This window comes from Endobacterium panacihumi (genome assembly GCF_050847465.1).
GTDB classification, from domain to species: Bacteria; Pseudomonadota; Alphaproteobacteria; order Rhizobiales; family Rhizobiaceae; genus Neorhizobium; species Neorhizobium panacihumi.
The window spans coordinates 439,487-466,075 of the sequence record NZ_JBOZRA010000003.1; the positions used below are offsets into that span (position 1 = coordinate 439,487).

Genomic DNA, 26,589 nt, shown 5'->3' on the forward strand with positions numbered 1-26,589 from the left:
TATGACAGTCGCTGCGATGTCAGGCTGACAGCGAGTCACCTGAACGACGGGTCGCGGGTTCGCATCCGCTCAAGAGCTAAACTTTGGCAATTGACTCAGATTGCAGTCGCACGGAGGGGATTGATAATGTCGATCCCCTGAAAATCTCGCTCATTATCGGTGACAACGATGCAGCTATTGGATTGCGCAATGGCAGCAACGATTGTGTCCAAGGCACTCCGGGGGCGGCCCGTCGCCTCTCCGTGTGCCATTAGCTCGCCCCAGATCAGAGCTGCCTTTTCGTCGAATGGAAGCACGCGACCAGCAAAAAGCGATTGCGGCCCTTCATTGCCGACAAACCAGGCCTCGAGGGCGGCTCGCTTCTTTCCCGCCGGCTTCTCCAGTATTCCTCGGTGTATCTCGGCGACAGTAAGCGAAGCGATGAATAGATCTTCGTCGGCTTGCTCGGCCATCCATGCCATTAGTGACGTAGAAGGCTCTGGTTTGGTGATATTGCTAAGAATGTTGGTGTCGAGCAAATAGCGCATCACAGATCTATCGCGCGACCTTCTTCGCGTGAACGGGCTGTGTCGAGATCGGCTCCAACCATCGGTGATCGACGCAGAGCCGCTAGAATGCCACCTTTTTTAGGCGGCTCTCCGGCAAGCGTTTCGCTGACAACGGCACGTAGATTGGCTGCTTCTGGGCCGTCTTCTGCCAATCTGCGAGCGAGTGATCTAATTAAACCGCGATCACTGTCGCGCCCGAGGACCTCAAAACGAGCAAGGCCGCGATCGCCCAAGCGGCTCTGTAATTCTGAATTGCGCGTGTCTGAGAGCTGCCCATCGCATCCTCTGGATATTTCCAGTAATATAGCCGGACGCAATGGTCTCTGCAAGTCGTCTGGAGAGAGGACGGTTGGGCCTGGCTGATGAGCCGCATACATGACAATCGTGGGTCAGCGGTCGCAATATCATCAAGACCTTTAAGTAGCGCTTCTGCCCGAGCGAGAAGAAGTCATGCGCTGGAGCGACCAAGCGCCAGCTCCGATTTCATCGACTTACAAACTCGCCCCGAACTCTCACCCAACCTCAAGTGCGACCAGACTACCACCTTGTTCTCTGAGCCGAGCTAAATAAGCAGAACGGTCGAGAACCTGATACGGAAAACACAGTCCGGGTGGCGTAGGTGATCCGTCAAGACCCGCAAGCCGTTCGATGATCATGCTTGTTCCAAGCGTCGTCAGTGCTGCGGCACCACCAGGATGAAATACCGCATGACGGCTCTGCAGCCTTTGTCCGTCGTGGCTTTCTCCTGTTAACTCGAGGATGATTTCCGTCGATTTCGCTTCGCCGCGGCGGCGCGATGAACTGACCGCTGTGGCGATATTGAAATCCACGTTTTTCGCACCGGTTTCCGCGGCCAGACCGGCAACATCGATCGAGGAGAATCCTGACGCCTCGATCACTGTTCCGTCGATCGCCCGAAAGCTGGTTCTGGCTTCGTCCGGGCTGCGCCAAATCCAGGCACCGTCGCGACGGGACAGTGCGGATGGCAACATCTTGTTCAGGCGCTCGAGATCTTCCGCGACGGCAGGCCCCCCGCCATCCTCTTCGTCAACGAGTGCGCCGATGACGATAGTGTCAATTCGTGAAAATGCCTTGGCGCATTCCAAGGTCGCGACAGTCGTGGCACCCACAAGCCATTCGTAACCCGCCACAATTGCCGATGCTTCGGGCCTGTGCATGTAGACAGCGACTTCGGGCGCGATCTCGAATACACCCGACGATATGCCGAGATGCGGTATGTTGCGGGCGTGCGCATAACGGAGGCTCGCAAGCCGTTCGTCCGAATAGAAGACGGCCACAGCGCGAACCGGTCGATCTCCAAGACCTAAATCCAGGGCTTCGGAATCGAGGCAGACACCTTCCGCGTTTCCGATCTCATCTGCCGCCTTGCGGGCCTTGCCAAGATCACGGTCACCGATCAGTAACGGAAGCTCACTGTGAGCGGTGCGCAGAGCATCCGCGGTTCGTCTGCCAATCGAACCAGAGCCACCCATCAACAGTACTGGAGCCGTAGTCATAAGGCATGTCCTTTCTTCGACGGAATGTTTGCGGGGCATCGGAGAAAGCGCGTCAGTGGAGGTTTGTTCCGATTGTTCGGCATTCGCGGCGGTTGCTGATCAGGCAGGTGGCTGGCGTTCCATGTCCGAAGATCCAGCCCGAAGCGCGTCGATAAAGGCGCGCAGTGCCGGCGCCATCTGACGCTGCTGCGGATAGCAGATGAACAGGCCCGGAAAGGGCGCCGACCATAGTGTCAGCAGCGGAATCAATTGGCCGGCTGCGATATGAGGTGTCACGGTGTCCTCGATCGCAAAGCCGATGCCGATGCCGCTCAAAGCGGGCATCTGGGGCGCATCGCACCAGAGTGTCCTCGAAGCGACGGACGCCGAGTTTGCGCAGATCATGCTCACCAATACATTCGGCCCGATGCGGTTGGCCCGTCGTTTGCTGGAAAGGCTCGTCATGCCGGGTGGCACATTGGCATTCATGTCGTCACACCGCGGCAGCATTTCCATCAATGTCGAAGGCGACCTGGAACTCTATCGGGCAAGCAAAGCTGCATTGAACATGTTGGCGTGCGGCATTTACGCCGAAAACCGCGACAAGGGGCTGACCGTGCTGTCAGTGCATCCGGGCTGGGTTGTTATAGGCATCAAGATAGGCTTCGCCATCCGGGCCATACAGCCAGACACCTTCCGCCCGCGTGACATGGACCGGTGCATCGTAAAGCAGCCGATAGGATGGCCCGAGCAGCGCCGCAGACGCCCGCAAGCTGAAGGAAGCACGGCGCTTGTTTACCGTGTTGCTAGCGCAACTTTCTGATCAGGATGCACCAGTTAGCTCAAGACCGCGTGGCAGTTTCGCATTCAAGATGTCTATGGGGATGCCATAAGTTCGCAACGCTCCAGAATAAGACGCGATGGGGAGGTGCCGGCTTTGGAACACACGTGATGCTTGCGGGTTGATCCTATGTCTGTAGGCAACACGGAGAACAACAATGTCCTACAATGTACTCATCGTTGAGGACCAACCACTGATCGCGCTCAACCTTCAAGACGCGATTGAGGAGTTGGGGCACAACGCGGTCGGGATCGCAAAGAACATGTATCAAGCGTTCATGATGGCAGGAAATGTCGACATGGCGCTGGTAGATGTCAACCTTGAAGACGGTCCAACTGGCCCGATCGTTGGGCGCACGCTCGCGGAAGCAGACGTGGCAGTCCTGTTCATGACCAGCGATCCAGGTGCGCTGCGCGGTGGTGTCCCGGGAACGCTCGGAGTGATCCAGAAGCCGGTTCTCGATTTGGGCCTGGTTGCGGCCATTCAATATGCTGCCCACCGCCGGGCAGGTGGAAATCAGATTGAGGCACCGCGAGGTCTGGTCGAGTTTTCAGCCTGACCGGCCATCTTACGCAGGGAGGCCGGCGTTTTTCCGGCCTCCGTCTATTCTTCATCGCTTCGTAGCCGACAGGGTGATAGCGCCGATTTGTGTTGCTGCGGCTATTTCGAGATTGCAGCTGTCAAAGGCCGTAACGACGGGCTCAACATCCGCTCCCTGGGCGGCGTGGGCGAGGCGGCGACAGTATGATGAAAGGCGGTCATCGTCTCTGGGTCCTGAGGAAAGCCCCAGTCCGGGTACTGAACAGTCAACCTTGGTTGAGGCGCTACGTGGCGGGCACGCTGGTAGTACCACGCGATAGGCCCTTATCAATCAGGCGTAAGCATAGTCGCCGCCTTTCGTGAGCGCCATACGGTAGGCCGGACGAGAATGGATCCTGTCGAGCCATGCCATCGTCGCGGGCCTCGTTGCGTCAAGCCCGGCGCGACCCTTCGCCACTTCAAGCGGAAAGCTCATCATGATGTCGGCGGCTGTGATAACGTCTCCTGCAAACCAGGGCCGATCGCTCAGTTCCTGCTCGATGTAATCAAGATGGCGATCGATCATCGGCTGAATGCGTTTGGCACCCTTTTTTCCCAGTAGCGGCACACGGCTGACGACGAGTTTTGCAAGCATCATCGGCATAACCGAACCCTCGGCATAATGGAGAAACTGTCGATAACGAAGCAATCCACCGGCCTGATCGGGAGGTCCGAGCCGGCCACCGGCCTTCTCCACCAGATATTCGCAAATTGCCCCGGTTTCCACCAGAGTGACAGGCGGGGTTGAATCCCGGTCTTCCAGTATCGGCGCCTTCCCGAGAGGATGGACCGACCGCAATTCTGGTGGAGCGAGCATGGTTTCGGGACCGCGTTTGTAAAAGCGGATCTCATAGGGAAATCCCAGTTCCTCCAGCATCCAGATGATACGCTGCGAACGGCTGTTATTGAGATGGTGCAGGATAAACATTGTCACTCCCCACGAGGTCTCATACCTCGACACTATTGCGCGCTCATCCAATGTCCGGTGGTCGAGGGCTGGCCGTGATGTCGAAGGTTATTCAACGATATCAACCATCACACCCGGCTTCACCATGGCTGCCAGTTCCTCCACATCCCAGTTCGTCAGCCGAATACATCCGTGTGATCCAGCCTTGTCGATAAGCGTCGGCTCCGGGGTGCCATGAATTCCGTAAGTGGGCTCGGAAAGATCGATCCAGACGGTCCCAACGGGATTGTTCGGACCGCTTGGGAGCTTCAAAACCTTTTTGTTGCCGCCCTGTTGGAAGTTGATATTCGGGTTGTACGTGTAATCCGGCATGCGTGCGACGCCTTCGACCTTGTGGGACCCGGACGGTGTGGGATTATCGTCGCTACCGATGGTCGCCGGATAGATCGTCAGGATTTTTCCGTCCTCCGCGTAGGCCACCACTTGGCCGGTGCGTCGGTGTGCCTCGATGCGCGTGACGATGCCTGTCTTTGGCTTTTCGGGTGCCGTGACGACGACGGTTTCACCTGCGACGAAGCTGGCTGTCGGGTTCAGGGTCTTCAACAATCTGGGATCCATGTGAAACCGCTCCGATAAACGCTCGGCAACACTCGTGAAGCCCAGGTGCTCCATGGATGCCTGATCCGCATAGTCCTTAGGGATGGCATCCACTAGGCCTTGCGTATCTTCGTTTGAGATCTGGTAATGTCCGACAACCGGGCTACCGTCCTCCAGCTGACCGAAGACGCCATCATCCAACTTGCCATCGATCGGCAGGCCGCTCATGGCTTCTAATGCGGCAATCGCCTTGCTGACATTCGCACCATACTTGCCATCAATCACGCCAGGGGATGCTCCGGCTCGATCAAGAAGCACCTGCAGGCGGATCATGGCCGGGTCTGGCAGTTCCGGCGGCTGAGCAGGCCTGTCAGCAGGTATTCCGACAATGGGCGTAGCATTGATCGTTTCGACCGATAGCGTCTGTGCGGCGGCAGCGCTGGAAAGAGCAGCAGTCAGGGTGAGGGTGAGGACAAACAGATTTTTCATGGATGATCAATTCCTTGGCCGCGATGCGGTTCCGCCGATCATGTTATTTCGCGGATAATCTGCAATGGTCTTAAGGCAAAGGAACCTATGCGAGTGCCTCGGAATTATGGTGTGACATCAAAAGGAGCTGCCATGCCGAGATACTTTTTCAACTATCGGATCAACGGCATTCTGGAAAAGGATCCCGAGGGAACAGAACTGCCCTCGGATGAAGCAGCGCTGGACGAAGCACGGCTTGCAGCCCAGGAGCTTCTGGCTGCGAAGGTTCGTCAAGGCGAATGGGTGGATGGCGATGCGTTTGAGGTGACATTGGCAGACGGTACCGTGGTCCACACTCTCCCATTACGTTCAGTCCTTAAACTTGATCATGACATCGGCCAGGATTCCTGAGCGGTGCGTGTGGGGCTCGAGCATGTCAACGAGCCCAAGCACCCAAGCACCGACTGGCAACGCAGCGATGCTCGCAAATGAAGCGATCAGAGGGAAAGACGCTACCGCACCTTCCGGACAATGCGGGCTGCCGAGAAGGACGCGTGCGCAGCGCAAGCGCCGATGACGCAGACGTCGAGCATTCCCGGAAAGCCACTGAACCGTCTGCGAAGGTCGAAGCGGCCTACAGCGCGGCAAACACCTTCTGGAGTTGCTCCAGGGGGACGGGTTTTGTCAGGTGGAAATCAAACCCGGCCTCCGTCGCCAGCTCCTTGTCCCGATCCTGACCCCAGCCGGTCTGTGCGATGATCGGTGTATGTTCGAACTCGGGCTCGCCGCGAAAGGCCTTGCAGACCTCGTAACCATTCATCCCCGGCAGACCGATATCGAGCAGAATGACATCCGGGCGATAGTGCCGTGCGGCATCCAGAGCCTCACGGCCATCATGGACTGCTTCGAACTCGTGACCGATGTCTTCCAGCATCATGCCCAGCGTGTCGGCGATAATCGGATTGTCATCGACCACGAGCACTTTAAGCGATCGGAAGGATGCCATTTCCTGGTTCTGCGGTAACGCGACCTCCGGCTGTTCTGGCGCAGCCGCCATGGGAAGCCTGATCGTAAACCGGCTCCCCTTGCCGGGGCCGGAACTGTAGGCGTCAACCGAACCGCCGTGCATTTCGACAAGTTGCCGGACCAGTGCAAGACCGATACCCAAACCGCCCTGCGATCGCTGCAGGTGATCATCGATCTGCGTGAACAGATGAAAGACCTTTGATTGCATGTCTGACGGAATGCCGACGCCGTTGTCAGTGACCCGAATTGCCACCTGCTGCCCGTCATGGCTCACATGGAGATCGATCAGTCCATCTTCGGGTGTGTATTTGGCTGCATTGTTCAAAAGGTTCGAGATCGCTTGCGACAATCGCACCTGATCACCGTCCAACCACAGGACATCGCTTGGCATCGCGATTGTCAGCTTGTGACCGGCACCATCAATCAGGGGGCGACTGGATTCGACGGCGGTCCTGATGATGTCATCCAGGCGCACCGTGTTTTTCCGAAGTTCGATTTTACCCTGGCTGACACGTGATACATCGAGAAGGTCATCGATAAGTCTGACCAGATGGACTAGCTGTCGATCCATCATGTTGCGGATCTCGGCGGCATTCGCGCCGCCGGGATTGCGTTGCAGAATGTCGAGTCCATTCCGCAGCGGCGCCAGCGGGTTGCGCAATTCGTGCGCCAGTGTGGCCAGAAACTCGTCCTTGCGACGATCGGCATCCTTCAGCGCCTCGGCTTGCTGTTGCAACTCGTCACGCTGCGCTGCGATCTGCTGGCGTTGGCGATAAAGCTCGAAGAAAACCTCCGCCTTGCTGCGCAGGACATCCGGCTCGATCGGTTTTTGAATGAAATCGACGGCGCCCGCCTCGTAGCCCTGAAACCGCCAACGGCTATCGGTCGTATTCCCAGCCGTGACGAAGATGATCGGTACCCGACGCGTGCGTTCATTCCCGCGCATCAGTTCGGCCAGTTCGAAGCCATTGAGCCCGGGCATCTGAACGTCGATCAGGGCGAGCGCCACGTCATGTTCCAGGAGAAGCTCCAGCGCCTGGTCGCCGGAGCGGGCCTTGAGCAGGTTGAGACCGTCACGACGAAGCAGGGCTTCGAGAGAGATCAGATTCTCCTCGAGATCGTCCACCAAAAGAAACGAAACCTGGCCCATATCAGCCGATCCTCCTCAAATATTCAGATATGCCATCGAGCGACAGGACTGTCGCGTCGGGGCACAACGCCAGGCCCGCTTCGGGCATTGCAGCGGCAAATGCAGTCTGCGGATCCTGGATGATGACATGGCCGCCAGCCTCGGCGATTGCAAAAACGCCTTTGGCACCATCGTGATTTGCGCCCGTCAGAAGCACGGCCACGACCGAAGCTCCATAGACATCTGCAGCGCTCTCAAACAGCACATCAATGGAAGGTCTGGAGAACAGGACCGGCTCTTCATTGGTCAGGCCCAGGGTCTCTTCGTCCTCGACCAGAAGATGGTAATCCGGCGGCGCGAAGTACGCCGTCGCAGGCCGGATCGGTTCCTTGTCTTCAACCTCGATGACTTCGATGCTGGATTTGGCGCGAAACAGCTCTGCAAGCACACTGCGCTTGTCGGGCGGAATATGCACGACGACCATGATGGGAAGGCGAAAATCCCCCGACAGCGTCGGCAGGATACTCGTCAGAGCTTCCAGCGCGCCGGCTGATGCTCCGATCACCACCGCTTTTGGATCGGCTGGCATCATTTGCCGATCCTCTGATATATTTTTTCCTGACGGACAAATTCGCTGAAGTCGTCTGCATGTGCCGAAAAACGAAGGCTTTCCTTGGCGCCGATGCCCAGAAAGCCCTTACGGGCAAGTGAATCGCGAAACAGACCGACCGCGCGATCCTGCAACGCCTTGTCGAAATAGATCATGACGTTGCGGCATGAGATCAGGTTCATTTCACCAAAGACCGCGTCGGTCACAAGACTATGATCGGAAAACACCACGCGGTCGCGCAATGTCCGGTCAAACGACACCCGCCCATAACCGGCGCTGTAATAGTCGGACAGGGATGACCTGCCTCCGGATTTACGGTGGTTTTCGGTAAACAGCTGGATGCGATCGACATCGTAGACGCCGGCTTCGGCGATCTGCAATGCATCCTGATTGATATCTGTGGCGTAAAAGATCGTCCGATCTTCCAGCCCTTCCTCCCGAAACAGGATGACCAGGGAATAGAGTTCCTCGCCGCCGCTGCAGCCGGCAATCCAGATTTTGAGGGAGGGATAGGTCCTCAGATGCGGCACGACGACCTCGCGGATAGCCCGGAAGTAGTCCGGATCCCGGAACATTTCGCTGACTTGGACGGTCAGATAGCCGAGCAGCCGCGGCAACATGGTTTCGTCATGCAGGGCGCGTTCCTGCATCGCCGAGATCGTTGCAAATCCCAGTTGCTCCCGCGCTTGGCGCAAACGGCGTTTGATCGATCCCGTGGCGTAATTCCGGAAGTCGTAATGATAGCGCAGGTAAAGCGCTTCAAGCAGCAGCCGGATTTCAATGTCCTCGACTTTTTCGAATGTCTCGATCACCGGGGCATCCACACGCGTACGAGGGAGAGCAGCTTTTCCACATCGAGCGGCTTTGCCATATAATCGTTGGCGCCGGCCTCGATGCAGCGCTGCTGATCATCCGGCATGGCCTTGGCGGTCAGGGTGATGATCGGAAGTTTTTTCCATTCAGGATTCCTGCGGATGGCGCGGGTTGCCGTCAGGCCATCCATGACCGGCATCATCACGTCCATCAGCACAAGGTCGACAGCCTTTTCTGGATCACCTTGGGCCTGCTCAAGCTTGTCGAGGGCCTCCTGACCGTTCCGGGCGATCTCGATGATAGCGCCGCGCGGTTCCAAGATGTTGGTCAGTGCGTAGACATTACGGACATCATCCTCGACGATGAGGATTCGTCTGCCTTCCATGAGCGCATCGCGGTTACGCGCCTTGCGGATCATTTTCTGCTGCTCGTCGGGCAATTCGGAAACGACCTGATGCAGGAACAGGGACACTTCGTCGAGAAGGCGTTCCGGCGACTTTGCGCCCTTGATGATGATGGACTTGGAATAACGGCGCAGCCGCTGCTCCTCGTCAGCAGACAGAACGCGCCCAGTATAGACGATGACCGGCGGGAAGGAGTGGCTGCTGTCACCGCTGATCGTTTCCAGAAGGGAATAGCCGGATGCGTCGGGCAGGGACAGGTCTAGCACCATGCAGTCGAATGTCTGCTCCTTGAGAAGCGTCAGGCATTCGGCCGCAGTTCCGGCGCTTACCGTCTCCACCTCATGGGAGGTCAGGAGCTTGGCCACGGCCTCGCGCTGGACTTCGTTGTCTTCGACGATCAGGACCCGATGGACGCCCTGCGACAGTTTTGCGTCGAGCTTTTGCAACACCTCGACCAGTTGCTCGCGCTGGACCGGCTTCATGATGTAGCCGACGGCACCGAGCGAAAGCGCGGTCTCCGTATAGTCGTCTGCCGAAACGATGTGGATGGGAATATGCCGGGTGCGGACATCGCGCTTCAGGCGGTCGAGGACCGACAGGCCGGATTGGTCTGGCAACCCGACATCAAGCACGATCGCGTGCGGCATATGCTGTTTGGCAAGCTCCAGCGCCTCATGCGCGGTTCCTGCCACAAGCGCCCGGAACCCCATTTCGCGGGCGAGATCACGCAGGATCGATGAAAACGTGTCGTCGTCTTCGATGACAAGCAGAGTGCGCCGACCGTCGCTTGCGGCCGCCCTGTCGTCTTCGACAATCTGATGGCTGTGTGCGTATGGAGCCGGCTTCTCTTCCGTAACCTCCGGCTGATGCATGGCGACCGGATCAGCGGTGCGGTTATCGCGCGACACCACATGTGACGGGTCATAAGAGACAGGAATGACCACCGTGAAGGTGCTGCCTTGATTGTGCCGACTTGTCAGATGGATGGCGCCGCCCAGCAACCGGACCAATTCCCTGGAGATCGACAGGCCGAGCCCGGTCCCACCGAACCTGCGACTGATTGTGCCATCGGCCTGGTGGAAGGCTTCGAAGATATTGCGTTGCTGATCCTCGGCGATGCCGATGCCGGTATCCGTGACCGCCAGTGCCAGCTGATCGTTGGCGGCACTGCGGAGCGACAGGACGACCTTGCCCTTTTCTGTGAATTTGAATGCGTTCGACAACAGGTTTTTTATGACCTGCTCCAGGCGTTGTGGATCGGTCTCGATAACCGCCGGTGCTTCGGGAGCGATCTCGATCTCGAAGCCAAGCCCCTTCGATTTCGCAACCGGATCGAACAGCTGTCTCAAACTTCCGACCAGCCTTTCGAGCGACACCGGTTCCGGTCTGATATCGACATGGCCTGCCTCGATCTTGGAAAGATCGAGAATGTCGTTGATCAGGTTGAGGAGATCGTTGCCCGACGACTGGATGGTCTGGGCGTATTTGACCTGCTCGCCTGTCAGATTTTCGTCCGGGTTGTCGGCGAGAAGTTTTGCCAGAATGAGTGACGAGTTGAGCGGTGTGCGCAACTCATGCGACATGTTGGCGAGAAAATCGGATTTGTACCGGCTTGCCTGTTCAAGCTCGCGCGCCTTGAGCTGGACGGAGGCGTTAACCCGCTCGAGGTCATCGCGCTGGCCTTCGAGCTGCTGCGCCTGTTCTTCGAGCTGCGAGTTCGTCTGCTCTAGCTCGACCTGCTGCTGCTCCAGTCGCGCCTGTGATTCCTTCAGTGCCCGGCCTTGTTCTTCAAGCTCCTCGTTGGAGACCCGCAACTCTTCGCCCTGCACCTGCAACTGCTCGGCCTGCCGCTGCGTCTCGCGCAGGAGGTTCTGAAGATCGCTGCGGTATTTAGCCGATCGTACGGCCGTCGCAATCGAGGCGGATGCCTGGTCGAGCAGGGTAAGGATGGTGTCGTCGACCGGACGAAGGAAGCCAAGCTCGATGACCGAGTTTACCGCGCCATCAATGCTGCCGGGTGATATCATCAGATGACGTGGCTTGTCGGTGCCAAGCGCTGATCCGAACGCAAGATAACCTTCCGGCAGGTGTTCGATGATGATCGGCTTGCCTGCCGTGACCGCCTCGCCGAGCAGGCCTTCTTTTGCCTTGAAATGGTCCGGTATGCTTGCACTATTGGGAACGCCCCAGGTCGAGACGCGCTGGAATTTATCATCGTCCTTGACAAAGATGGCGCCGGCAACAGCGCCGGTATAGCGGGTGAGGAAATCGAGAATGCTGTCGCCAAGGTCTTCGGTTCGCCGATCGCCCGTCACGGCAGTGTTAAATGCGACTTCACCGGACTGCAGCCAGTTCTGCCGTCGCCTGGACAGTGTCGCTTGACGCATCAGGACTGCTATTGCGATCGTCAGTAGGACGCCGAGCAGACCAGCGAGAACGCTGCTGGCGAAAGCTGTCGTGTAGGCGCTCTCCATCTCGCTGAGCCGGTTGCCTCGGAGGCGAGCCTCTTCCTGCCGCATCGCGGTCAGTTGCGCGCGCACGGCATCCATCTCGACCTTGCCGCGGTCTGAATTGACAACCGCAAGCGCCGCCTCGGCGCCTTGCGTGCGCCGAAGCTCAATGGTCTCACGCAACTCGGACAGTTTGCCATCGACATGCTCTTTGAGCGTCACCAACCTCTGCTGTTGCGAAGCATTGTCGCTGATCAAGCCCGCGAGCGCCTCCAGGCGCCTTGGAATGGCATTGATCGCGGTGTTGTAAGGCTCAAGGTAACGGTCGCTGTTTGTCAGCAGAAAGCCTCGTTGGCCCGTTTCGGCGTCCTGGATGTAGGACAGAAGGTCCGATAGCCCGACGATGACCTCATGCGAGTGAACGACACGCTGATTGTTCGCACGCAGGGTTTGCACATTGTACCAGGAAACCCCGGCGCTGATGACGAAAAACGCCAGCGCGGTCAATAAGCTGAAGGAGACCGAAGGGTCGAGTCCGAGGGTCCGCCTGGACGGCGCCACAGCATTGGACGTTTTCATGAAAATCTCGAAAGAGGAGGGGCAATGGATTTGGCGTTATCGTTAGCGGGAATGTGATGTGGGCGCAACGACGAGCTTGATAGGCAGCTTCGGGATCAGGGTTCTGGCAACTGGCGCTTGGCCAGTTTGACCGGAATGTGCTCGGTCATGAAAATAGCGGCGCTCGGGGTGAGCCGAAACGGCTCCACGGCAACACATCCCGCAGACCGAGGATTTCTGTATCATTCCAAAGTAGTACATTTTTTGATAATGCCTCACATCCAGCCGCCAAACGCATTGCAACGAAGAATGTTCCGGCGCGCGGTATCTTTTTTCACGGGTGGCTGAGTCCTAGGGGAATGGTAAGCCTGTCAGGTTAGTGTTTTTCCGGACTTCTGATGCTGGCCTGACGCCTGCCAATCAGGTGGCTGACTGCCATTCAAGTAAGCTGTCGCTCCCGGTTGGCTGCGAGCGCGTCCAGGACGTCCGAGTTCTGCCGACCCCAGCCATAAAGCAGTTCTAGCGGTTCAACGAAGCGCTTCCCAAGCGGCGTGAGAGTGTAATCAACTGCCGGAGGGACGGTGCCGTAGACGCGTCGTGTCACGAGCCCGTCTGCCTCCATATCGCGCAGAGTTTGGGTGAGCATCTTCTTCGAAATTCCGGGTAGGCTTCGTTGCAGCACGCCGGTGCGTGCACAGCCTTCAAGTCGCGTGTGGAGCACGTGCAAGATCATGCTCGTCCATTTGCTCGAAAAAATTTCCAGTACGCGACGGGGGGCACAGTCCTCGCGCCATTCATTATCCGGTGTTCCTGCCCGCATGGTGGTTACCTCATGGTGTCTATGTCCCATTCGGGTGCCTTCTGGCACATCTTGCGTCTGCAGACTAGATCAGGCGCAGATGCAAAGGAGCAGACATGACGAAAAGAGCACTGATCGTTGGCGCAAGCGGTATTATCGGCAGCGCGACGGCCGACCTGCTGCATGATGAAGGCTGGAAGGTATGGGGGCTGGCGCGCAAGCCATCACGGCAGGGCAGTGCCATTCCCGTCGCAGCAGATCTGCTGGACCCCGCCGGTCTGGCAAAAGCGCTCGCAGGTCTCGATCCGTCGCACGTGTTTATCGCAAGCTGGCTGAGGCAGCCAACAGAGGCGGAAAACATCCGCGTCAACGCGGCGATGGTGCGAAACCTTCTCGATGCCTTGCGTCCGAGCGGTTCCGTGCAGCATGTCGCGCTGGTCACTGGCTTGAAGCATTACCTTGGTCCGTTCGAAGCCTATGGAAAAGGCGCACTCCCGCAAACGCCGTTCCGGGAAGAGCAAGGCAGGCTGCAGGTGGATAATTTTTACTACGCGCAGGAAGACGAAGTCTTCGCAGCGGCAAAGACGGCTGGCTTTAGCTGGAGTATTCATCGCCCCCACACGGTGATCGGCAAGGCGATAGGCAATGCCATGAACATGGGCACTACGCTCGCCATTTACGCGGCGATCTGCAAGGAGACGGGCCGGCCTTTCCACTTTCCGGGAGTAGGCGCTCAGTGGGACAGTCTCACGGACATGACTGATGCACGTCTGCTAGCGCGACACATGCTTTGGGCGTCAACCACTCCACAGGCACAGAACGAAGATTTCAACGTCGTCAACGGCGATATTTTCCGTTGGAGCTGGATGTGGAGCCGTATTGCACAGTGGTTCGGCATCGAAGCCGTAGGGTTCGATGCCGAGGTCAGACCGCTGCAGGGCCAAATGGTAGCCGATGCCGACATATGGCGCAAAATTGCAGGCCGCCACAATCTTGCGGAGAGTGATCTCGAGCGCCTCGCATCCCCTTGGCATACGGATGCAGATCTCGGACGACCGATCGAAGTGGTAACGGATATGTCGAAAAGCCGCAAACTCGGATTTCTGGATTACCAGGCTACGGACGATGCATTTTTTGATCTGTTCGAGCGATTGCGGGCTGATCGAATCATACCGTAAGCGGCGTGAAGAGGCCTGTTGAGGTCACGAAAGACCTCGGTATTCGACAGATGGGGCGCTTGCGGTTCGTGACACAACGAGGGTGGCCTCTGCCCGCACAGACCGTATTCATGGGCTTCGACGACGTCCGGCGCAGACTGGACGTGCCGGCCAAGGCGCTGCTTCAGGTGGCTGAGGCCGATGGCTATCGACTGGCTTTCAACCTTGAGCGCCGTGACGCACTCCGGACGAACTAGACCTTGCGTGATGGACCGCTCCTGTTGCTTGCTGCCGCCAAACGACGATTGTTGATTGCCACTGATGGGTTGGATGTCCCTCCCACCGGCATCGCCATGTGCCAAGGTGGTGAGGAGGCATTTACAAATGAAGTTAGTATCGTCGGCGTCGACCTCGCAAAGCAAGTTATTCAAATACATTGCGCTGCTGCTGGTGACCGCGGTTTGCTTCGCAAAAAAAACATCGCGGTCGCAATCCGAGATTTTTGGCTCGACTTCGGCCGTTGTGGCGATGGAAGCGTGTGGCACGGCGCAGTATTGGGGCCGAGTGTTTGCAGGCATCGGTCATGGCGTTCGGCCACTCTCCCAAATCACTCGCGACGGTGGCAACGTAGCTCAATGCTCAGAAACAGCATGGCGTCGAGGCGCGCCAGCGGCGAGGGCCGAAATGCCTTTGCTGTATACCACACCAGCTTCATCGTCGTTTGCCGGCGTGTCAAAGATCGGTGTTTCGGCCAGCTCTCTGAGCGTTGCGGCGAGAGCCGCGAGTTGCTGCGCGATTTCGCTGATCGACAGCGACGCCAAATCGTCCTGGTTCATAATGCCTCCGTCTGAATGGCGGGAACGCAGAACAGCTATCGCCTGTCGCTAAATTAGCGGCATGCCCATAAAATGATAGGGGTAATTTGGACCATTTCTCAGTGGCTGAGGAACCTAAACCAGACTTGAATGTTCTATTCATCTGAGGTTCATGTTTCAGCGGAGTTTCCAATGTTTCTCAATACATTCAATGCCGGTGCTGCGTTTGGTTTTTCCCGCGAGACCGGAACGTCTTGTGGCAAGCCGGCGATCGAAGCTGAGATGCGATACCTGGAAGACGTGGATTGCAGCGATGTTCGCGTCGAGGAGAGCGGTCAACACATTATCCTTGACGGTACGGTCCCATCGGGCCGGGAGCTTTCAAAAATCGTCCGTCTCGCTTCCGAGATTGCCGGGAGTGACAACGTCATCTGCCAGCTGATCGTCGTCCCCAAGGACAAAAGCGAAGTGTCTTTCATGCTAGGCTGACGCAGCTATAAAACGATGACAAAAGGCCCGTTCGCAACGGGCCTTTTAACTGTGCAGTTTTCGTTCTTGTCGTCCGCGACGCTATCCGGGAATGGTGAGGGTACCGAAAACCAGTACTGTCTAATATCGTACAAACCCCGTTCTGCTGATGCAGCATCTGAAAATGCCTCTATGCTGCGTGATGCATATGCAATGGCGGGAAAGCTTTGTCTCACAATTCGTTTAGATGGTTGCAGCCGCCGGGCTCCGACCGCTGGCTGGGTTTTTACAAGGGCGATAAGCGCGCTGAAGTATGGGCCGATGGCTTTAAAGGAAACCGGGTTGCTCGATGGTGCTGGGAGGTCTCCGATTTCAGGTTGACCGGCAGCATTGGGGGCACGGGCGACGATGATATGGATCGTTACTCAGCTCAAGTCATTGCGGCTAATGCGTATTTGGATCGGTGTCCCACATCTCGATAGATGACCAAACGGCATTCGACAGGGTGAATGTCGTCGGGAAGCTAAACGCGGTCGCCGGGTTTCATCCGACTGACCTCGGATTGCCCAGGCCTCCATTCGATCGTGATCAAAATGGTTACGCCAAATCACTCAGATCGGTAAGGCCACGGTGCCTGGACATCGCGGACTCCAGTGACGCGCGCGCGTGGTGTCCCTCGCGGTAGAGATTCAGGATGATTGCAGCGGCAAGTTCAGCTTCCGGCGCAAGTTTTGAGATTTCATGTTCGACGAGCCAACTCTCGAACACCGCGTTGATTGCCTCCAGCTCACTTGGCCCTAACGTCGTCTCCAGAAATGCGCGCATCATTTTCCCCTTATCGCGGCGCGATATGGGGAAGCCTGAGCCGACGGTCAAGGGAAGCCGCATGTGATCGGGCAAAAGCGGGGCGGCAGAGTTCGTCGACGTGCTCACACTCATTTCATTGCTAAAAGGTCTTGCTCCGGCTGCGTCGCGCCATAAATTCGCCATCGATAAAACACCAGCAAACATGCGCGGCATCGCAGTGGATATGTTCAGCGGGTACCAATGCGGAGCGACATGAGCAAAACTTCCATAGGGACGGACGAGATCTCTCGGCTTATCGGGAGCGGAAACTGGGACGATTCCATACTCGGCCCGCCGTCCACATGGCCCCTCTGTCTCAGATCCGCCGTTGAGATCATGCTGCCGGCGATGGCGCAGATCGTGATATTCTGGGGACCTGACCTGATTGCGCTCTACAACGAGCCCTACGCTCCGACGATTGGCCAACGGCACCCCAAGGCGTTCGGCCGCCCCGCTCAGGAGAATTGGGCCGAGTTGTGGGATGATCTTGAGCCGCTCTTACGCCGGGTGATGGATACTGGCGAGACTGTGGCGGCAAAGGATCGTCCCTTCTATATCGAACGGCATGGCTACCCGGAAACCGTCTATTTCGATATCTCCTATTCGGCCATTCGCGATGAAGACGGGATTGTTCGTGGGATCTTCTGTATCGTCAACGAAACAACCGCTCGGGTCCGCGCCGATCAAGCGCTGCAGGCAAGCGAGGAACGGTTTCGGGCGGTTATCTCCCAGTCGGCCGCCGGCATTGGTCAGGGCAGCCTCGAAGGGAAGATCCTGCACGTCAATCGCCGTTTCTGTGAAATAGTCGGTTATAACGAGGTTGAACTTCTCGGGAAAAACATAGCCGACATCACCTATGCCGATGACATGCCCGAACAGACCCGCCTGTTCAGCCGACTTGCCGCGACCGGCGAAAGCTTCGACATGGAGAAGCGTTATGTTCGGAAAGACGGTAGCCAAGTCTGGGTGAACAATACGGTGTCGGCCCTGCGTGATGAACAGGGGAGGATCCATCAGGTTGCCGTCATCTCGGTCGACATCACCGAGCGAAAAACGGCGCAGGAAGCAGAGCGTCGATTGGTCTCCATCATCGCATCCTCCAACGATGCCATTCTCGCTATAGACTTGGGCATGGCAATTACGTCCTGGAACGGAGGCGCAGAACGACTGTATGGCTACAAGGCCGAAGAGATAGTCGGGCAGTCTGTCATGGTTCTGGTGCCGGATGACAGGATCGACGAGGAACCGGCCTTGCTTGAGCAGATCAAAGCCGGCTCCATGGTTGATGCTTACGAGACGAAGCGTCGGAGCAAGGACGGTCGTCTGGTCGACGTGTTGTTGAGTGTATCCCCAATCCATGACGCGGCCGGAAGGATCATCGGCGCCTCAAAAATCGCGCATGATATCTCTGCAAAGAAAGAGGCGGAGCGGCTTCAGGCAGTGCTGATCGGCGAGCTGCATCATCGTGTGAAAAACGTCTTTGCAACGGTCATCGCCATTGCGCGCCAGACATTGGCCAAGGCAACAGATACTCAAGACGCTGTGGCTGCGTTCGAAGCTCGCCTTTCGGCGATGGCGCATGCTCACGACCTGCTTGCAGAAGGCGACTGGCAGAGTGCGGATCTCATCGCGGTGGTCGAGCAGGCTGTTGCGCCTTACCCGCCGGAGGTTTTTGATGTCTCGGGGCCATCCGTCCTGTTGCCGCAAAAGGCCGTTGCCACCTTGTCGCTTGCGCTGCACGAACTTGGAACGAATGCCGCTAAATACGGGGCGCTGTCGGTTTCAACGGGACGGGTGTCGATTATCTGGGACTTTGACCCAGAGGCCTCAGCTCTGAGCCTTCGTTGGCAGGAACGTGGCGGTCCGATCGTCGGAAGCCCCACCAAAAAGGGATTTGGATCGCGTCTCGTCGAGCGATTGCTCGCGGCTGAACTGAATGGAACATCTAAGATCATGTACGACGCGGCCGGTGTCGTTTGTGAAATCGAGGCAGTATTGCTACCGCCCGGCACGAAATGACCGGCAGGAACGAATCCATCCGCCACGACTTCTATCTTGGGGCAACACAATCAGGATCATGATGCAAGAAAAAGATCAAAACCGGCGGGATGCACGCACAGCCGGAGACCGCCTGGTCGCCGGGCATGTGAGCGAAGATCCGTTTGCGGCGGCGTTCAAAGCCACCCGCATGCCAATGATCGTCACGGATCCCAGTCAGCCCGATAATCCGATCATCTTCTGCAACGAGGCATTCAGAAAGCTAACCGGTTACAGCGACGAGGAAATCATCGGCCGGAACTGTCGCTTTCTGCAGGGGGCCGAGACGGACCGGGAGACCATCGCCAAAATCCGCGACAGCATCGCGGCGGGACAGGATGTGGCTGTCGACATTCTGAACTACCGCAAGGATGGCAACACGTTCTGGAACGCCGTCTTCATCAGCCCTGTACGGGACGAAGCAAACAAGATCATCTATTTCTTTGCCTCTCAGCTCGACTTCACGACAGTCAAGAGCCGGGAAGCGGATCTGGCTGCAGCGCGTCATCAGGCCGAGGCGGAAGTCGCAAAACACACCGCCAACCTTCGCACAGCACTGGATGCGCGCACACTGCTCGTCCATGAGGTCGACCATCGGGTCAAGAACAACCTCTTGACGATGGCCTCGATCGTCAAGATGCAGGCACGGATCACCAAAGACGATCGGCAGAGATATACGCTGATGTCGGTCCTCAACCGGATCGAAGCGCTCAGCACGGTGCAGCGCAAGCTGTTCACGCTCGACGATGTCTCGAAATTCGACATGTCTGAATTCACCCGCGAGTTGGTGACCGACCTCGTGGATGCGACGGGGCGCAAGGACATCCGTCTTTCTCTGGATCTTTCCCCGCTGCTTGTGCCGGCCGTGAAGGCGACCCCGCTGTCTCTGATCGTCAACGAGCTTGTCGGGGATGCCGTCCGCCGTGGTTTGAGTGACGGGGGCGGTGACATCCATGTTGTCGTCCGGCGTCTGAACGGTCATTTCCTGATCCGTGTAGAAGATACGTCGGAACCGGTCGAGCCAGATAGTGAGAGCGCTCAGCTGGGAAAAATGTTGCTTGAAGCGTCGGCTCTGCAGCTCGACGCCGAAATCGCACGGAAACAGGATGGCCGCAAGACGGTCGTCGATGTGGTGCTGCTCGTCGGCGACCATCAGGAGAATGCGCATTGAAAGTCATGATCGTCGAAGACGAAATGCTGCTTGCCATGGAGCTCGAGAGCGAAGTGGAAATGGCAGGCCATCAGGTGACAGGTCTTGCCATGAGCAGCGCTCAGGCACGCCAGCAGATTGGTAGTTCCAAGCCCGATTTTGCTTTTGTGGATATCCATCTCATGGATGGGCCAACGGGTATCGATGTTGGCCGGGAGCTTGCTGCGGCAGGGATCCCATATGTCTTCGTCAGTGGCAACATCAAAAGAATTCCTGAGGATTTTGCAGGCGCTCTCGGTGCTATCGAAAAACCCTACACGATGAACGGGATGAAGAACGCCCTTGCCTATGTCTCGGCGATCATTGAGGGGGACGAAAGCGGTTCGCCCCCAGCGAGCCTGGTCCTGGCCGAGGACGCGAATGCGGGCAAGCGTCCTGCCTGAACCACCGAAAGTGCGACCGGCTTTGGTCCTCTCCTGCCGAGAGAGCCAAAGATCACGGTCACTCAATCGGATGTCTCGCGTTTTCCGCTGTCCCTAGCATCGTAGTTCAGGTCGAAATTCCTATCGGCCTTTTGGCCTGGCGGTGTCGGTTGGCCGTAGCATCCCGGGAATGCGTCACGACTGTCGGCTCGGCGCTATGGATGCCAGACGCGCAGCGATTTGTTTTTGAAGGTTCGTACTGGCCCTTGGCATCACCTTGCGGCTCGTCCACCTGCTCTCCCCATTGGTTTCATTGATCAGATGATAGGTTTGCCACTGGTCACGGGGATCGTCGCGCCCGATAACTTGCTCGACACGTTACCGCTGGTCTTTATTCCCCACGCGTGTGTCTGTACTGCGCTTCGCGACCAAAGTTCCAACATGGACGCGCGCCGGATCGAGGACTTCGCAATACACACCCAAGGATCTGTTGGCATGCCGAACGATTGACCTGAGAATCTCAGCCTGTTCGTCCAATCCTGGCTGGGCAACAAGCGTCATGCCGCAGCGCTTTGCCGGCTCCGTTATCTTGGTCACCAAGTCGCCCAAATGAACTGTCCCACCGATCCATTGTGTCTCCGCAAAACCTCTCTTTGATTCCACTTCAACGAGGATGTTCGGTCGAAATCGACGTCGATCGATTTGAGATGTCGGCACGATCGTTTCCAGCTCTTGCAAAGAGGCGGTTGTCACCAGATGGATGGGAGCCACGATGTAGCGATTATTCACCTGCGGGAGCGATGCGGTTCGCTCGTCCGTCTCTCCATAACGGCCGACCGCAACGTCGAACCCGAAATGTCCACCCAGCATCTTCCGCAGATCCGGATCTGCGAGATGGAGCCGAGACCCGTCCGGGAAACCAATCTTGGGACCTTCCGCATCAATGACACTGCTGAGGAACAATGCCGGGCGCCATCGCGGCTCTTTTTCCGGCGCTGCCACGGCCCCAGTTGTCTGATCGAAGAGAGCGTATTGACGGTCGCCCTGAACACCACTCGAGCCGATGATCGCCTCACTGCACATCTCGCCACCCAGTGAGCTAACAGGGTAACGCCATATTTCCTTGATGGTACCGATCGCTTGCATGGTCCGCCAATGCGAGGACGTCGGCTTTGTTCCCTTCGCCATGTCAGGCTGACAGCAGCACAGGCGTTTCCGCCCTCGATAGATCCGCGAGGATGGCGTGTGCTGCGGTTTCGCCAAGCTCGGCGGCGCTGGTGATACCCTGGACGAATGGGTGCTTGTGCAACAGGAAAGGGATGGCAACACAATAGAGCCGGTTGGTTAAAGGCGCGGTTTTGAGAGGCCTATAAAAGTCGTCGACGTCGATCCCGCCAGTTCGCTTGAATGTCGTACGCTCGTCGTCACAAATGAGGTTCGCCGGCTCGGGCGTAGCAGCAGCTTTGATACCGCTTTGCTGTAGCAATGTCGGGAAGGGAAGATCCTGGGCCGAAAGTGCGCTTTGACCCGTCGCGTCGATGAAGGTGTCGAACACTTCCTCTTTTCTTCCCATGATGATACGCGCGCCGCGCGCAAGGTCGTCCGTCTCGATCTCATAGTTTTCTTCCAGCCGGATAATCTCGAGCCGGCCGGAATTTCGAAGTGCCAGTAGCCGTTTGATCGACAGGTGCGGCACGGTCGCATATTCATCGACAAAGATGCTCTTGAAAGAGCGATTGAAGCGCTGCAAATCATCCGTATCGAGATGCGGGATAGCCCGGGCAATGTTCTCGTGGGTGATGAGGATCGCATAACGCCACGTGATAGTGAACTGCCGTTCGATATTGCGCTCGGCCTCCGCCAGGTTGGCTGCGGCCCAGGCAAAGGGATCCACGTTCGAACGTCGACCGTAATAAGCGTCCGCAAAGGTATCGACTGTCAGAAGGCTCAAGCCAATCTCGGCAGCATAGTCTGGGTCTGCAAAGGTGATCTCCTTGCGGAAGAGATCGAAGATCCTGTCCAGCAAGCGCGTTGGGCCGGACGCTATCTCATTGTCGACTGCCTCTTGTGTGCACACGGCAGGGTTCAGATACGGAAGCGGACAATAGAAATCGGCCTCAGGCAGCAGTCCCTTGCGCGACATCATGGCAGCCGAAAAATCTTTGTAGCCGGCCGCTGGCTGGAATTGCAGATCGCCAGCCCCATCAAGGACAAATGATCCGCGCGACGATGCAACCGTCAAAAGCGCGTCAATCCCGCTCAGCGAAGTGCCCAGCACTCCAAGCCGGCCATGGCCAGCCAATTTCAGAGCCGCCGCCGGCCACGGGGATGAGAAGTAGCCGGGCCGAACCTCGGTTTTTTCTGGCCAGCTATGGCCTGTTGCCATCACGACATGGTCGAATACCGCGTCGAATTCTGCGTCAGATGAACCGACCCTGATACGGATATCGTCTGTGCCGAGCGCAATGTCAGTGACCCGGTGGCCGCTTTGCACCTGGATGTCGTGTCCACGGTTGCGACCGTCCGCCAGGATCGCCGTAAACTGGTCCTGGAAATAGTCACCAAGGACCAGCCGAGGATAAAATTCTCGCCCGTTGATCCTCGATCGCACGATCGAGAACGAGGCGAGATAGTCATCGCCTTGACGGCTCAGCCAATCAACGAGCGTTTCAGGAAGCATCGGGATCTCGATGCTTGGAATGTTGGAAAGCATGACCGGGTCATTTGCGTCGGGAAGGTAAGGCGTGCCTTTCCCCGCATTCTGCTCGGCCTCGTATATGCTGATGTTGAGAGGAATCGCGGATTTGATGAGGTTTTTGAGCGTGAAGATGCCGGTGGGACCTGAACCGATAATGCAAATTCTGCTGTGCATATGCCACTACTCCAGCGCCGCCCGTCGCGGCACCCTCATCTAACGGCAGCGGTCGCATGCTGTTCCGGTGAGGACCGAATTCGTACGTTTCCAGACTGACCTCGGAAAGTCTGCGGTGGAACCGGATGAAGAGGGATCTGTTGTTCTGGTGTCGGAGACGGAACAATCCAGCTATAGAGGGCGCGATGGCACGGCTTGTATGTGCAATTTTTATAGATGGTGACAGGGCCCTGCTCGTGAAGCGCGCCCACCACCGAAAATGGTCGCCAGACAAATGGGATATGGTGGGTGGCCATGCGGAGAAAGGCGAGGGGCTGGACGTCGCCCTTGTTCGTGAATGCCAGGAGGAGGTCGGCCTGACACCGCTTGCATTCAATCCGGTCGCCATCCTGTATGAGGCTGACGATCAGAAACAGAAGTCACCGTTTCACATCTACGTCGTCAGGCAATGGACCGGCGGATCCCCTCAATTGCTTGGCAATGAACATTCGGAACTTGGCTGGTTTTCTGTCGACGAGATTGGCCGCCTTGAACTGGCAATGCCGGACTATCGAAAAGTGCTGATCGACAGTCTGCGTCAGGATGAGCCACTCCGGCAATGACGACCGCATGAGCATACAGTGCTGTCGTCGGAGTTTCGACGGGAACGTCGCTGCATCTGTCTCGTTTGTCCTTTGCAACGAAGGAGATTTTTATGACTGAAGCGAGTGACGATACTGCGAGGGTTTGGGAACTGATCGACAAGATCGGCTTTTGCATGCTGACGACACAAGGTGCCGGCATCCTGCGTGCCCGTCCAATGTCCGCCTACGCCGATCGCGGCGAGAACGCCGTCTATTTTCTGACGGACGTAGCCAGTCACAAGGATGAGGAGATTGCTCGTTCTCCGAATGTCTGCCTGGCCTTCGCAGACTCCAAGGGCCAGAAATATGTTTCCATTTCCGGCACGGCCGAAATCCAGAACGACCGCGAGAAAATCCGCGACCTTTGGGCTACACCGGCCAAGGCTTGGTGGGAGAGTGCCGAGGACCCATCCATCCGAGTTCTCAAGGTGACCCCGTCTTCTGCTGAATACTGGGACAGCCCCGGGACTGTCCTCAGCTACATCAAGATGGCGGCGGCTGCGGTCAGTAGTGCCCGGCCTGATCTTGGCGACAACGCCAAGGTAGTCATGTAAGCCGCAGGCTAGGAAAAACCGAACGGCCATAACGAGCCGTTCGGCATGGTTGGTCAGAGGTATTAGCAAACCATTCCGTAGCGAAGTAGAGCACTGACCTTTCTAGCCTTGGTTGGTCGCAGATCGCCCAACTTTCAAAACCGTGCAAACCACGCGGCATAGGGCGATTTTTTGACGAGATGTCGGTTGAAGTCGGGCTCGCCATCGTTCCACCAGACGGGCCCACGCTCACCGAGCGCCACCTTGGCATCGTCCACCCGTCGGCGCGCCCGCGCCAATGCAGCAGTGTCGCCCTTTGCGGCTCGTACATCCCGCCTCGCAGACATCAGGTCTTTCACCAGTTGCTGTCTGGTTTGTTCATTGAGGGCGGGATTGCTTTTGCGCCAAAGGCGGCCACGCACGACAAAATATCTGCCGTCGGGTGTGGCAGGGTATCTGTCAGCATGTTCGGCCATCATAGCAACGAGCGTTGAGCGGGTTCAACGACGTCACTGTCGCGACCGTATCCACGTCTCGTCAGTTCGGTTTGGGCACTGAAGCGAATATCGGCATCCCGGTCGCCAAGAAATTCCTGAAGGACAGCCAGGCTGAGCCGATCCCAACTCTTGCCTCGATCCGGCCCCGAAGGCACGCGCGGAAGAAGGCCGGGTTCGTCGCTCCACTTCAATAGTTGTTCGATGGATGACGCGTTCAACAGGTCACGTAAGTGATGGGCCGTAACATAAGCGTCCGGCATGGCTCTGTGGGCGGGCAGGCCGATATCGTGGATCAGGCCTTGCGGCATTCGCTGATAACGCAGCATCTGGTTTGAGAAACGTGGCAGATCGGGCCAGATCCGAAGCGCGCATTTCCAGGTGCATATCCAGGAGGCACCGCCCGTCAGACGTGAGAAGCCTATGAGCCTGTCGCATCCCGCCCCAAGATACACTCTCGAAAAGCTGCAGGAAGCATATGGGCTAAGTATCCCGCAGGCCGTCAACGTCATGGAAAAGTTCGGATCGGAGAAAGATCAAATTGATCGGTTCATGCGCCGCTGCGATCAGCGTCGCAACCGCAAAGGCGGAGGAACAAAATCTCAAACCTGATGTTCTCTCATCATCAAAACAACAAAAGAAGGAAGCATCATGGACTGGAATCGCGTTGAAGGGAATTGGAAGCAGGTGAAGGGCAAGGTCAAGGAACAGTGGGGCAAACTGACTGACGACGACCTTGATGTCATCGATGGTAAGCGTGACCAGCTCGAAGGAAAAATCCAGGAGCGCTACGGTTATCAGAAAGACCAGACCAAGAAGGATATCGACGACTGGTATGGTCGTCAGACTTGGTAAACCATGTCCGTCAAACCCCGCTGCGGCGGGGTTTTTATTTGGAACGCATTCTTGGTTCGATCGTTCTGCGAGCCCATCATGCCGAAGGAATCGCAATCTGAATGTCTGTAATTTTATGGGATAAGCCGGTTAGCGCCAACGGGATCCTGTTTTTTGGTCCTCTCGAAGCTCTGGCATTTCTTGAAACCGGATTGTCTGGACGCACCGACCTTCACTACAGGCTAGCATGTACAATGATGAAGGATGCGGTGAACGGGCGTATCTCCCCTGATGAGGCGCGCGAATTTTTTGAAGCTGTCATCGCCGAGACCTGCGACGAACACCAAAACGAGATGCTTTTGGCAGGCTAAGGGCGTGCCACTTCAATTGTGCAGACAGTTATCCAAGTTTGCATTTTGCCTCGGAACCAAAAGCGGATGCGTTCGTTCTATGCCGCCACGAAAAATTCGTGATTACAATGGCATACGAGAAAGCACACATGAAAACGATTATCGCCGCCGCTATGGCATTCGCCGTGATGGGCACCAGCGCCTACGCTCAGCAGGCTACGGCTCCGGCAGCATCTGGCGCCGACGCGACGATCGTCGGCCCGGGCATGACGATGGGCAAGGCGGCTATCATGCCGCTCAAATATGTCGAGATCAAAGACACCGATCTCGTGGCCTCCAAGCTCGTTGGTATCAACATCTACAACAAGGCCAATGAGGAAATCGGCGAGATTTCTGACGTCGTTATCGGCAATGGCAAATCGGTCATTGGTGTCGTCGCAAGCGTTGGCGGTTTCCTCGGGATGGGCAGCAGCTACGTCGTGATCGATCCGGCTTCGCTGGCGATTGCCGAGGATAATGGTACCTGGAAAGCCTATGTGGACACGAACAAGGAAGACCTGTCGGCCGCACCTAAGTTCGATTACGACAAGCTGAAGAAATAAGCGTCATCGATACCGTCTCGGTTGCTACCACGGATGTACTGGGGCAGGCTGAGACGTGAATGAGGGCCGGGCGAGAAATCGTCACGGCCCATCTCCGTTGGCAAGGATCGTCTGTTATTTTTTAAGGTAAGTCGCAGTGGGCAGGTAAAGGCGCTCGCCTG

29 protein-coding genes and 2 pseudogenes are annotated in these 26,589 nt (G+C 57.2%); 14 read left to right on the forward strand and 17 right to left on the reverse strand.

Annotated elements, in window-relative coordinates; translation table 11 throughout:
- Positions 1–95: 95 nt before the first annotated feature.
- The 4 genes and pseudogenes from ACRQ1B_RS17570 to ACRQ1B_RS17585 form a co-directional block, all read right to left on the reverse strand.
- Entirely contained in the window at positions 96–527 is a 432-nt protein-coding gene (locus ACRQ1B_RS17570) for a type II toxin-antitoxin system VapC family toxin (protein WP_432295122.1), read from the reverse strand.
- Positions 527–825: pseudogene (locus ACRQ1B_RS17575) on the reverse strand (hypothetical protein). The gene ACRQ1B_RS17570 and the pseudogene ACRQ1B_RS17575 overlap by 1 nt, the downstream one beginning before the upstream one ends.
- Before the next feature lie 235 nt (positions 826–1,060).
- A complete protein-coding gene (locus tag ACRQ1B_RS17580) occupies positions 1,061–2,104 on the reverse strand; it encodes an SDR family oxidoreductase (RefSeq protein ID WP_432295123.1) in 1,044 nt (347 codons plus the stop codon).
- A gap of 60 nt (positions 2,105–2,164) precedes the next feature.
- The gene (locus ACRQ1B_RS17585) at positions 2,165–2,380 is read right to left on the reverse strand and encodes a LysR substrate-binding domain-containing protein (RefSeq protein WP_432295124.1); all 216 of its coding nucleotides are present in this window, start codon (positions 2,378–2,380) and stop codon (positions 2,165–2,167) included.
- Here ACRQ1B_RS17585 and ACRQ1B_RS17590 point away from each other — a divergent pair.
- Together ACRQ1B_RS17590 and ACRQ1B_RS17595 are read left to right on the forward strand one after the other, a co-directional pair.
- Positions 2,364–2,867: an SDR family NAD(P)-dependent oxidoreductase gene (locus tag ACRQ1B_RS17590; protein WP_432295125.1), complete on the forward strand. Its 504-nt coding sequence runs from the start codon at positions 2,364–2,366 to the stop codon at positions 2,865–2,867. The genes ACRQ1B_RS17585 and ACRQ1B_RS17590 overlap by 17 nt on opposite strands.
- 172 nt (positions 2,868–3,039) lie before the next feature.
- Positions 3,040–3,444: pseudogene (locus ACRQ1B_RS17595) on the forward strand (response regulator); the annotation flags it as partial.
- A 312-nt stretch (positions 3,445–3,756) separates the two neighbouring features.
- Here the strand turns inward: ACRQ1B_RS17595 and ACRQ1B_RS17600 are convergent.
- Together ACRQ1B_RS17600 and ACRQ1B_RS17605 are read right to left on the reverse strand one after the other, a co-directional pair.
- A complete protein-coding gene (locus tag ACRQ1B_RS17600) occupies positions 3,757–4,392 on the reverse strand; it encodes a glutathione S-transferase family protein (protein WP_432295126.1) in 636 nt (211 codons plus the stop codon).
- 87 nt (positions 4,393–4,479) lie between these two features.
- Positions 4,480–5,457 (reverse strand): L,D-transpeptidase family protein, encoded by a 978-nt coding sequence (locus tag ACRQ1B_RS17605; RefSeq protein WP_432295127.1) that lies wholly within the window; start codon positions 5,455–5,457, stop codon positions 4,480–4,482.
- 132 nt (positions 5,458–5,589) lie between these two features.
- On the opposite strand from ACRQ1B_RS17605, the gene ACRQ1B_RS17610 reads away from it, so the two are divergent.
- Positions 5,590–5,847 (forward strand): DUF6894 family protein, encoded by a 258-nt coding sequence (locus tag ACRQ1B_RS17610; RefSeq protein ID WP_432295128.1) that lies wholly within the window; start codon positions 5,590–5,592, stop codon positions 5,845–5,847.
- Between the two features lie 223 nt (positions 5,848–6,070).
- On the opposite strand, the gene ACRQ1B_RS17615 is transcribed toward ACRQ1B_RS17610, so the two are convergent.
- The 5 genes from ACRQ1B_RS17615 to ACRQ1B_RS17635 form a co-directional block, all read right to left on the reverse strand.
- Positions 6,071–7,612: a response regulator gene (locus ACRQ1B_RS17615; RefSeq protein WP_432295129.1), complete on the reverse strand. Its 1,542-nt coding sequence runs from the start codon at positions 7,610–7,612 to the stop codon at positions 6,071–6,073.
- Between the two features lies 1 nt (position 7,613).
- Positions 7,614–8,183, reverse strand: a complete 570-nt coding sequence (locus tag ACRQ1B_RS17620; RefSeq protein WP_432295130.1) for a chemotaxis protein CheB — start codon at positions 8,181–8,183, stop codon at positions 7,614–7,616.
- Positions 8,180–9,013 (reverse strand): CheR family methyltransferase, encoded by an 834-nt coding sequence (locus tag ACRQ1B_RS17625; protein ID WP_432295131.1) that lies wholly within the window; start codon positions 9,011–9,013, stop codon positions 8,180–8,182. Before ACRQ1B_RS17625 ends, ACRQ1B_RS17620 begins: the two co-directional genes overlap by 4 nt.
- Positions 9,010–12,447, reverse strand: coding sequence for a response regulator (locus ACRQ1B_RS17630; RefSeq protein WP_432295132.1), 3,438 nt, complete (start codon positions 12,445–12,447; stop codon positions 9,010–9,012). The genes ACRQ1B_RS17625 and ACRQ1B_RS17630 overlap by 4 nt, the downstream gene beginning before the upstream one ends.
- Before the next feature lie 418 nt (positions 12,448–12,865).
- The gene (locus tag ACRQ1B_RS17635; protein ID WP_432295133.1) at positions 12,866–13,246 is read right to left on the reverse strand and encodes a winged helix-turn-helix transcriptional regulator; all 381 of its coding nucleotides are present in this window, start codon (positions 13,244–13,246) and stop codon (positions 12,866–12,868) included.
- A gap of 95 nt (positions 13,247–13,341) precedes the next feature.
- Between ACRQ1B_RS17635 and ACRQ1B_RS17640 the strand changes: the two genes are divergently transcribed.
- Entirely contained in the window at positions 13,342–14,403 is a 1,062-nt protein-coding gene (locus ACRQ1B_RS17640) for an SDR family oxidoreductase (protein WP_432295134.1), read from the forward strand.
- 611 nt (positions 14,404–15,014) lie between these two features.
- Here ACRQ1B_RS17640 and ACRQ1B_RS17645 read toward each other — a convergent pair.
- On the reverse strand, positions 15,015–15,218 hold the full coding sequence (locus tag ACRQ1B_RS17645) for a hypothetical protein (protein ID WP_432295135.1): 204 nt from the start codon (positions 15,216–15,218) through the stop codon (positions 15,015–15,017).
- A 171-nt stretch (positions 15,219–15,389) separates the two neighbouring features.
- Here ACRQ1B_RS17645 and ACRQ1B_RS17650 point away from each other — a divergent pair, with 171 nt between their 5' ends.
- On the forward strand, positions 15,390–15,686 hold the full coding sequence (locus tag ACRQ1B_RS17650; protein ID WP_432295136.1) for a BON domain-containing protein: 297 nt from the start codon (positions 15,390–15,392) through the stop codon (positions 15,684–15,686).
- Between the two features lie 576 nt (positions 15,687–16,262).
- Here the strand turns inward: ACRQ1B_RS17650 and ACRQ1B_RS17655 are convergent.
- Positions 16,263–16,676, reverse strand: coding sequence for a hypothetical protein (locus tag ACRQ1B_RS17655; protein ID WP_432295137.1), 414 nt, complete (start codon positions 16,674–16,676; stop codon positions 16,263–16,265).
- A gap of 36 nt (positions 16,677–16,712) precedes the next feature.
- Between ACRQ1B_RS17655 and ACRQ1B_RS17660 the strand changes: the two genes are divergently transcribed.
- The 3 genes from ACRQ1B_RS17660 to ACRQ1B_RS17670 all read left to right on the forward strand — a co-directional run bounded on the left by ACRQ1B_RS17660 (position 16,713) and on the right by ACRQ1B_RS17670 (position 20,141).
- A complete protein-coding gene (locus ACRQ1B_RS17660; RefSeq protein ID WP_432295138.1) occupies positions 16,713–18,530 on the forward strand; it encodes a PAS domain S-box protein in 1,818 nt (605 codons plus the stop codon).
- 61 nt (positions 18,531–18,591) lie between these two features.
- Entirely contained in the window at positions 18,592–19,719 is a 1,128-nt protein-coding gene (locus tag ACRQ1B_RS17665) for a PAS domain-containing protein (RefSeq protein WP_432295305.1), read from the forward strand.
- Entirely contained in the window at positions 19,716–20,141 is a 426-nt protein-coding gene (locus ACRQ1B_RS17670; RefSeq protein WP_432295139.1) for a response regulator, read from the forward strand. The genes ACRQ1B_RS17665 and ACRQ1B_RS17670 overlap by 4 nt, the downstream gene beginning before the upstream one ends.
- Before the next feature lie 357 nt (positions 20,142–20,498).
- On the opposite strand, the gene ACRQ1B_RS17675 is transcribed toward ACRQ1B_RS17670, so the two are convergent.
- Entirely contained in the window at positions 20,499–21,266 is a 768-nt protein-coding gene (locus ACRQ1B_RS17675) for an MOSC domain-containing protein (protein ID WP_432295140.1), read from the reverse strand.
- 43 nt (positions 21,267–21,309) lie between these two features.
- Positions 21,310–22,992, reverse strand: a complete 1,683-nt coding sequence (locus tag ACRQ1B_RS17680) for an FAD/NAD(P)-binding protein (RefSeq protein ID WP_432295141.1) — start codon at positions 22,990–22,992, stop codon at positions 21,310–21,312.
- Positions 22,993–23,177: 185 nt separating this feature from the next.
- Between ACRQ1B_RS17680 and ACRQ1B_RS17685 the strand changes: the two genes are divergently transcribed.
- Together ACRQ1B_RS17685 and ACRQ1B_RS17690 are read left to right on the forward strand one after the other, a co-directional pair.
- The gene (locus tag ACRQ1B_RS17685) at positions 23,178–23,594 is read left to right on the forward strand and encodes an NUDIX hydrolase (protein WP_432295142.1); all 417 of its coding nucleotides are present in this window, start codon (positions 23,178–23,180) and stop codon (positions 23,592–23,594) included.
- Between the two features lie 92 nt (positions 23,595–23,686).
- Positions 23,687–24,169, forward strand: a complete 483-nt coding sequence (locus tag ACRQ1B_RS17690) for a pyridoxamine 5'-phosphate oxidase family protein (RefSeq protein ID WP_432295143.1) — start codon at positions 23,687–23,689, stop codon at positions 24,167–24,169.
- Between the two features lie 134 nt (positions 24,170–24,303).
- On the opposite strand, the gene ACRQ1B_RS17695 is transcribed toward ACRQ1B_RS17690, so the two are convergent.
- Positions 24,304–24,495: a hypothetical protein gene (locus ACRQ1B_RS17695; RefSeq protein WP_432295144.1), complete on the reverse strand. Its 192-nt coding sequence runs from the start codon at positions 24,493–24,495 to the stop codon at positions 24,304–24,306.
- A gap of 128 nt (positions 24,496–24,623) precedes the next feature.
- Positions 24,624–24,971, reverse strand: a complete 348-nt coding sequence (locus ACRQ1B_RS17700; protein ID WP_432295145.1) for a hypothetical protein — start codon at positions 24,969–24,971, stop codon at positions 24,624–24,626.
- A gap of 94 nt (positions 24,972–25,065) precedes the next feature.
- Between ACRQ1B_RS17700 and ACRQ1B_RS17705 the strand changes: the two genes are divergently transcribed.
- The 4 genes from ACRQ1B_RS17705 (at position 25,066) to ACRQ1B_RS17720 (ending at position 26,428) form a co-directional block, all read left to right on the forward strand.
- Positions 25,066–25,254 (forward strand): hypothetical protein, encoded by a 189-nt coding sequence (locus tag ACRQ1B_RS17705; protein ID WP_432295146.1) that lies wholly within the window; start codon positions 25,066–25,068, stop codon positions 25,252–25,254.
- A gap of 39 nt (positions 25,255–25,293) precedes the next feature.
- On the forward strand, positions 25,294–25,497 hold the full coding sequence (locus tag ACRQ1B_RS17710; RefSeq protein ID WP_432295147.1) for a CsbD family protein: 204 nt from the start codon (positions 25,294–25,296) through the stop codon (positions 25,495–25,497).
- Positions 25,498–25,598: 101 nt separating this feature from the next.
- The gene (locus ACRQ1B_RS17715; protein ID WP_432295148.1) at positions 25,599–25,847 is read left to right on the forward strand and encodes a DUF982 domain-containing protein; all 249 of its coding nucleotides are present in this window, start codon (positions 25,599–25,601) and stop codon (positions 25,845–25,847) included.
- A 128-nt stretch (positions 25,848–25,975) separates the two neighbouring features.
- On the forward strand, positions 25,976–26,428 hold the full coding sequence (locus ACRQ1B_RS17720; protein WP_432295149.1) for a PRC-barrel domain-containing protein: 453 nt from the start codon (positions 25,976–25,978) through the stop codon (positions 26,426–26,428).
- Positions 26,429–26,589 lie beyond the last annotated feature (161 nt).

Coding starts and splice junctions, on each gene's coding strand:
- ACRQ1B_RS17570 (WP_432295122.1), bottom strand. CDS start 527: ATGCGCTATTTGCTCGACACCAACATTCTTAGCAATATCACCAAACCA.
- ACRQ1B_RS17580 (WP_432295123.1), bottom strand. CDS start 2,104: ATGCCCCGCAAACATTCCGTCGAAGAAAGGACATGCCTTATGACTACG.
- ACRQ1B_RS17590 (WP_432295125.1), top strand. CDS start 2,364: ATGCCGATGCCGCTCAAAGCGGGCATCTGGGGCGCATCGCACCAGAGT.
- ACRQ1B_RS17600 (WP_432295126.1), bottom strand. CDS start 4,392: ATGTTTATCCTGCACCATCTCAATAACAGCCGTTCGCAGCGTATCATC.
- ACRQ1B_RS17605 (WP_432295127.1), bottom strand. CDS start 5,457: ATGAAAAATCTGTTTGTCCTCACCCTCACCCTGACTGCTGCTCTTTCC.
- ACRQ1B_RS17610 (WP_432295128.1), top strand. CDS start 5,590: ATGCCGAGATACTTTTTCAACTATCGGATCAACGGCATTCTGGAAAAG.
- ACRQ1B_RS17615 (WP_432295129.1), bottom strand. CDS start 7,612: ATGGGCCAGGTTTCGTTTCTTTTGGTGGACGATCTCGAGGAGAATCTG.
- ACRQ1B_RS17620 (WP_432295130.1), bottom strand. CDS start 8,183: ATGATGCCAGCCGATCCAAAAGCGGTGGTGATCGGAGCATCAGCCGGC.
- ACRQ1B_RS17630 (WP_432295132.1), bottom strand. CDS start 12,447: ATGAAAACGTCCAATGCTGTGGCGCCGTCCAGGCGGACCCTCGGACTC.
- ACRQ1B_RS17635 (WP_432295133.1), bottom strand. CDS start 13,246: ATGCGGGCAGGAACACCGGATAATGAATGGCGCGAGGACTGTGCCCCC.
- ACRQ1B_RS17640 (WP_432295134.1), top strand. CDS start 13,342: ATGACGAAAAGAGCACTGATCGTTGGCGCAAGCGGTATTATCGGCAGC.
- ACRQ1B_RS17645 (WP_432295135.1), bottom strand. CDS start 15,218: ATGAACCAGGACGATTTGGCGTCGCTGTCGATCAGCGAAATCGCGCAG.
- ACRQ1B_RS17650 (WP_432295136.1), top strand. CDS start 15,390: ATGTTTCTCAATACATTCAATGCCGGTGCTGCGTTTGGTTTTTCCCGC.
- ACRQ1B_RS17655 (WP_432295137.1), bottom strand. CDS start 16,676: ATGTTTGCTGGTGTTTTATCGATGGCGAATTTATGGCGCGACGCAGCC.
- ACRQ1B_RS17660 (WP_432295138.1), top strand. CDS start 16,713: ATGCGGAGCGACATGAGCAAAACTTCCATAGGGACGGACGAGATCTCT.
- ACRQ1B_RS17665 (WP_432295305.1), top strand. CDS start 18,592: ATGCAAGAAAAAGATCAAAACCGGCGGGATGCACGCACAGCCGGAGAC.
- ACRQ1B_RS17675 (WP_432295140.1), bottom strand. CDS start 21,266: ATGCAAGCGATCGGTACCATCAAGGAAATATGGCGTTACCCTGTTAGC.
- ACRQ1B_RS17680 (WP_432295141.1), bottom strand. CDS start 22,992: ATGCACAGCAGAATTTGCATTATCGGTTCAGGTCCCACCGGCATCTTC.
- ACRQ1B_RS17685 (WP_432295142.1), top strand. CDS start 23,178: ATGGCACGGCTTGTATGTGCAATTTTTATAGATGGTGACAGGGCCCTG.
- ACRQ1B_RS17690 (WP_432295143.1), top strand. CDS start 23,687: ATGACTGAAGCGAGTGACGATACTGCGAGGGTTTGGGAACTGATCGAC.
- ACRQ1B_RS17695 (WP_432295144.1), bottom strand. CDS start 24,495: ATGTCTGCGAGGCGGGATGTACGAGCCGCAAAGGGCGACACTGCTGCA.
- ACRQ1B_RS17700 (WP_432295145.1), bottom strand. CDS start 24,971: ATGCTGCGTTATCAGCGAATGCCGCAAGGCCTGATCCACGATATCGGC.
- ACRQ1B_RS17705 (WP_432295146.1), top strand. CDS start 25,066: ATGAGCCTGTCGCATCCCGCCCCAAGATACACTCTCGAAAAGCTGCAG.
- ACRQ1B_RS17710 (WP_432295147.1), top strand. CDS start 25,294: ATGGACTGGAATCGCGTTGAAGGGAATTGGAAGCAGGTGAAGGGCAAG.
- ACRQ1B_RS17715 (WP_432295148.1), top strand. CDS start 25,599: ATGTCTGTAATTTTATGGGATAAGCCGGTTAGCGCCAACGGGATCCTG.
- ACRQ1B_RS17720 (WP_432295149.1), top strand. CDS start 25,976: ATGAAAACGATTATCGCCGCCGCTATGGCATTCGCCGTGATGGGCACC.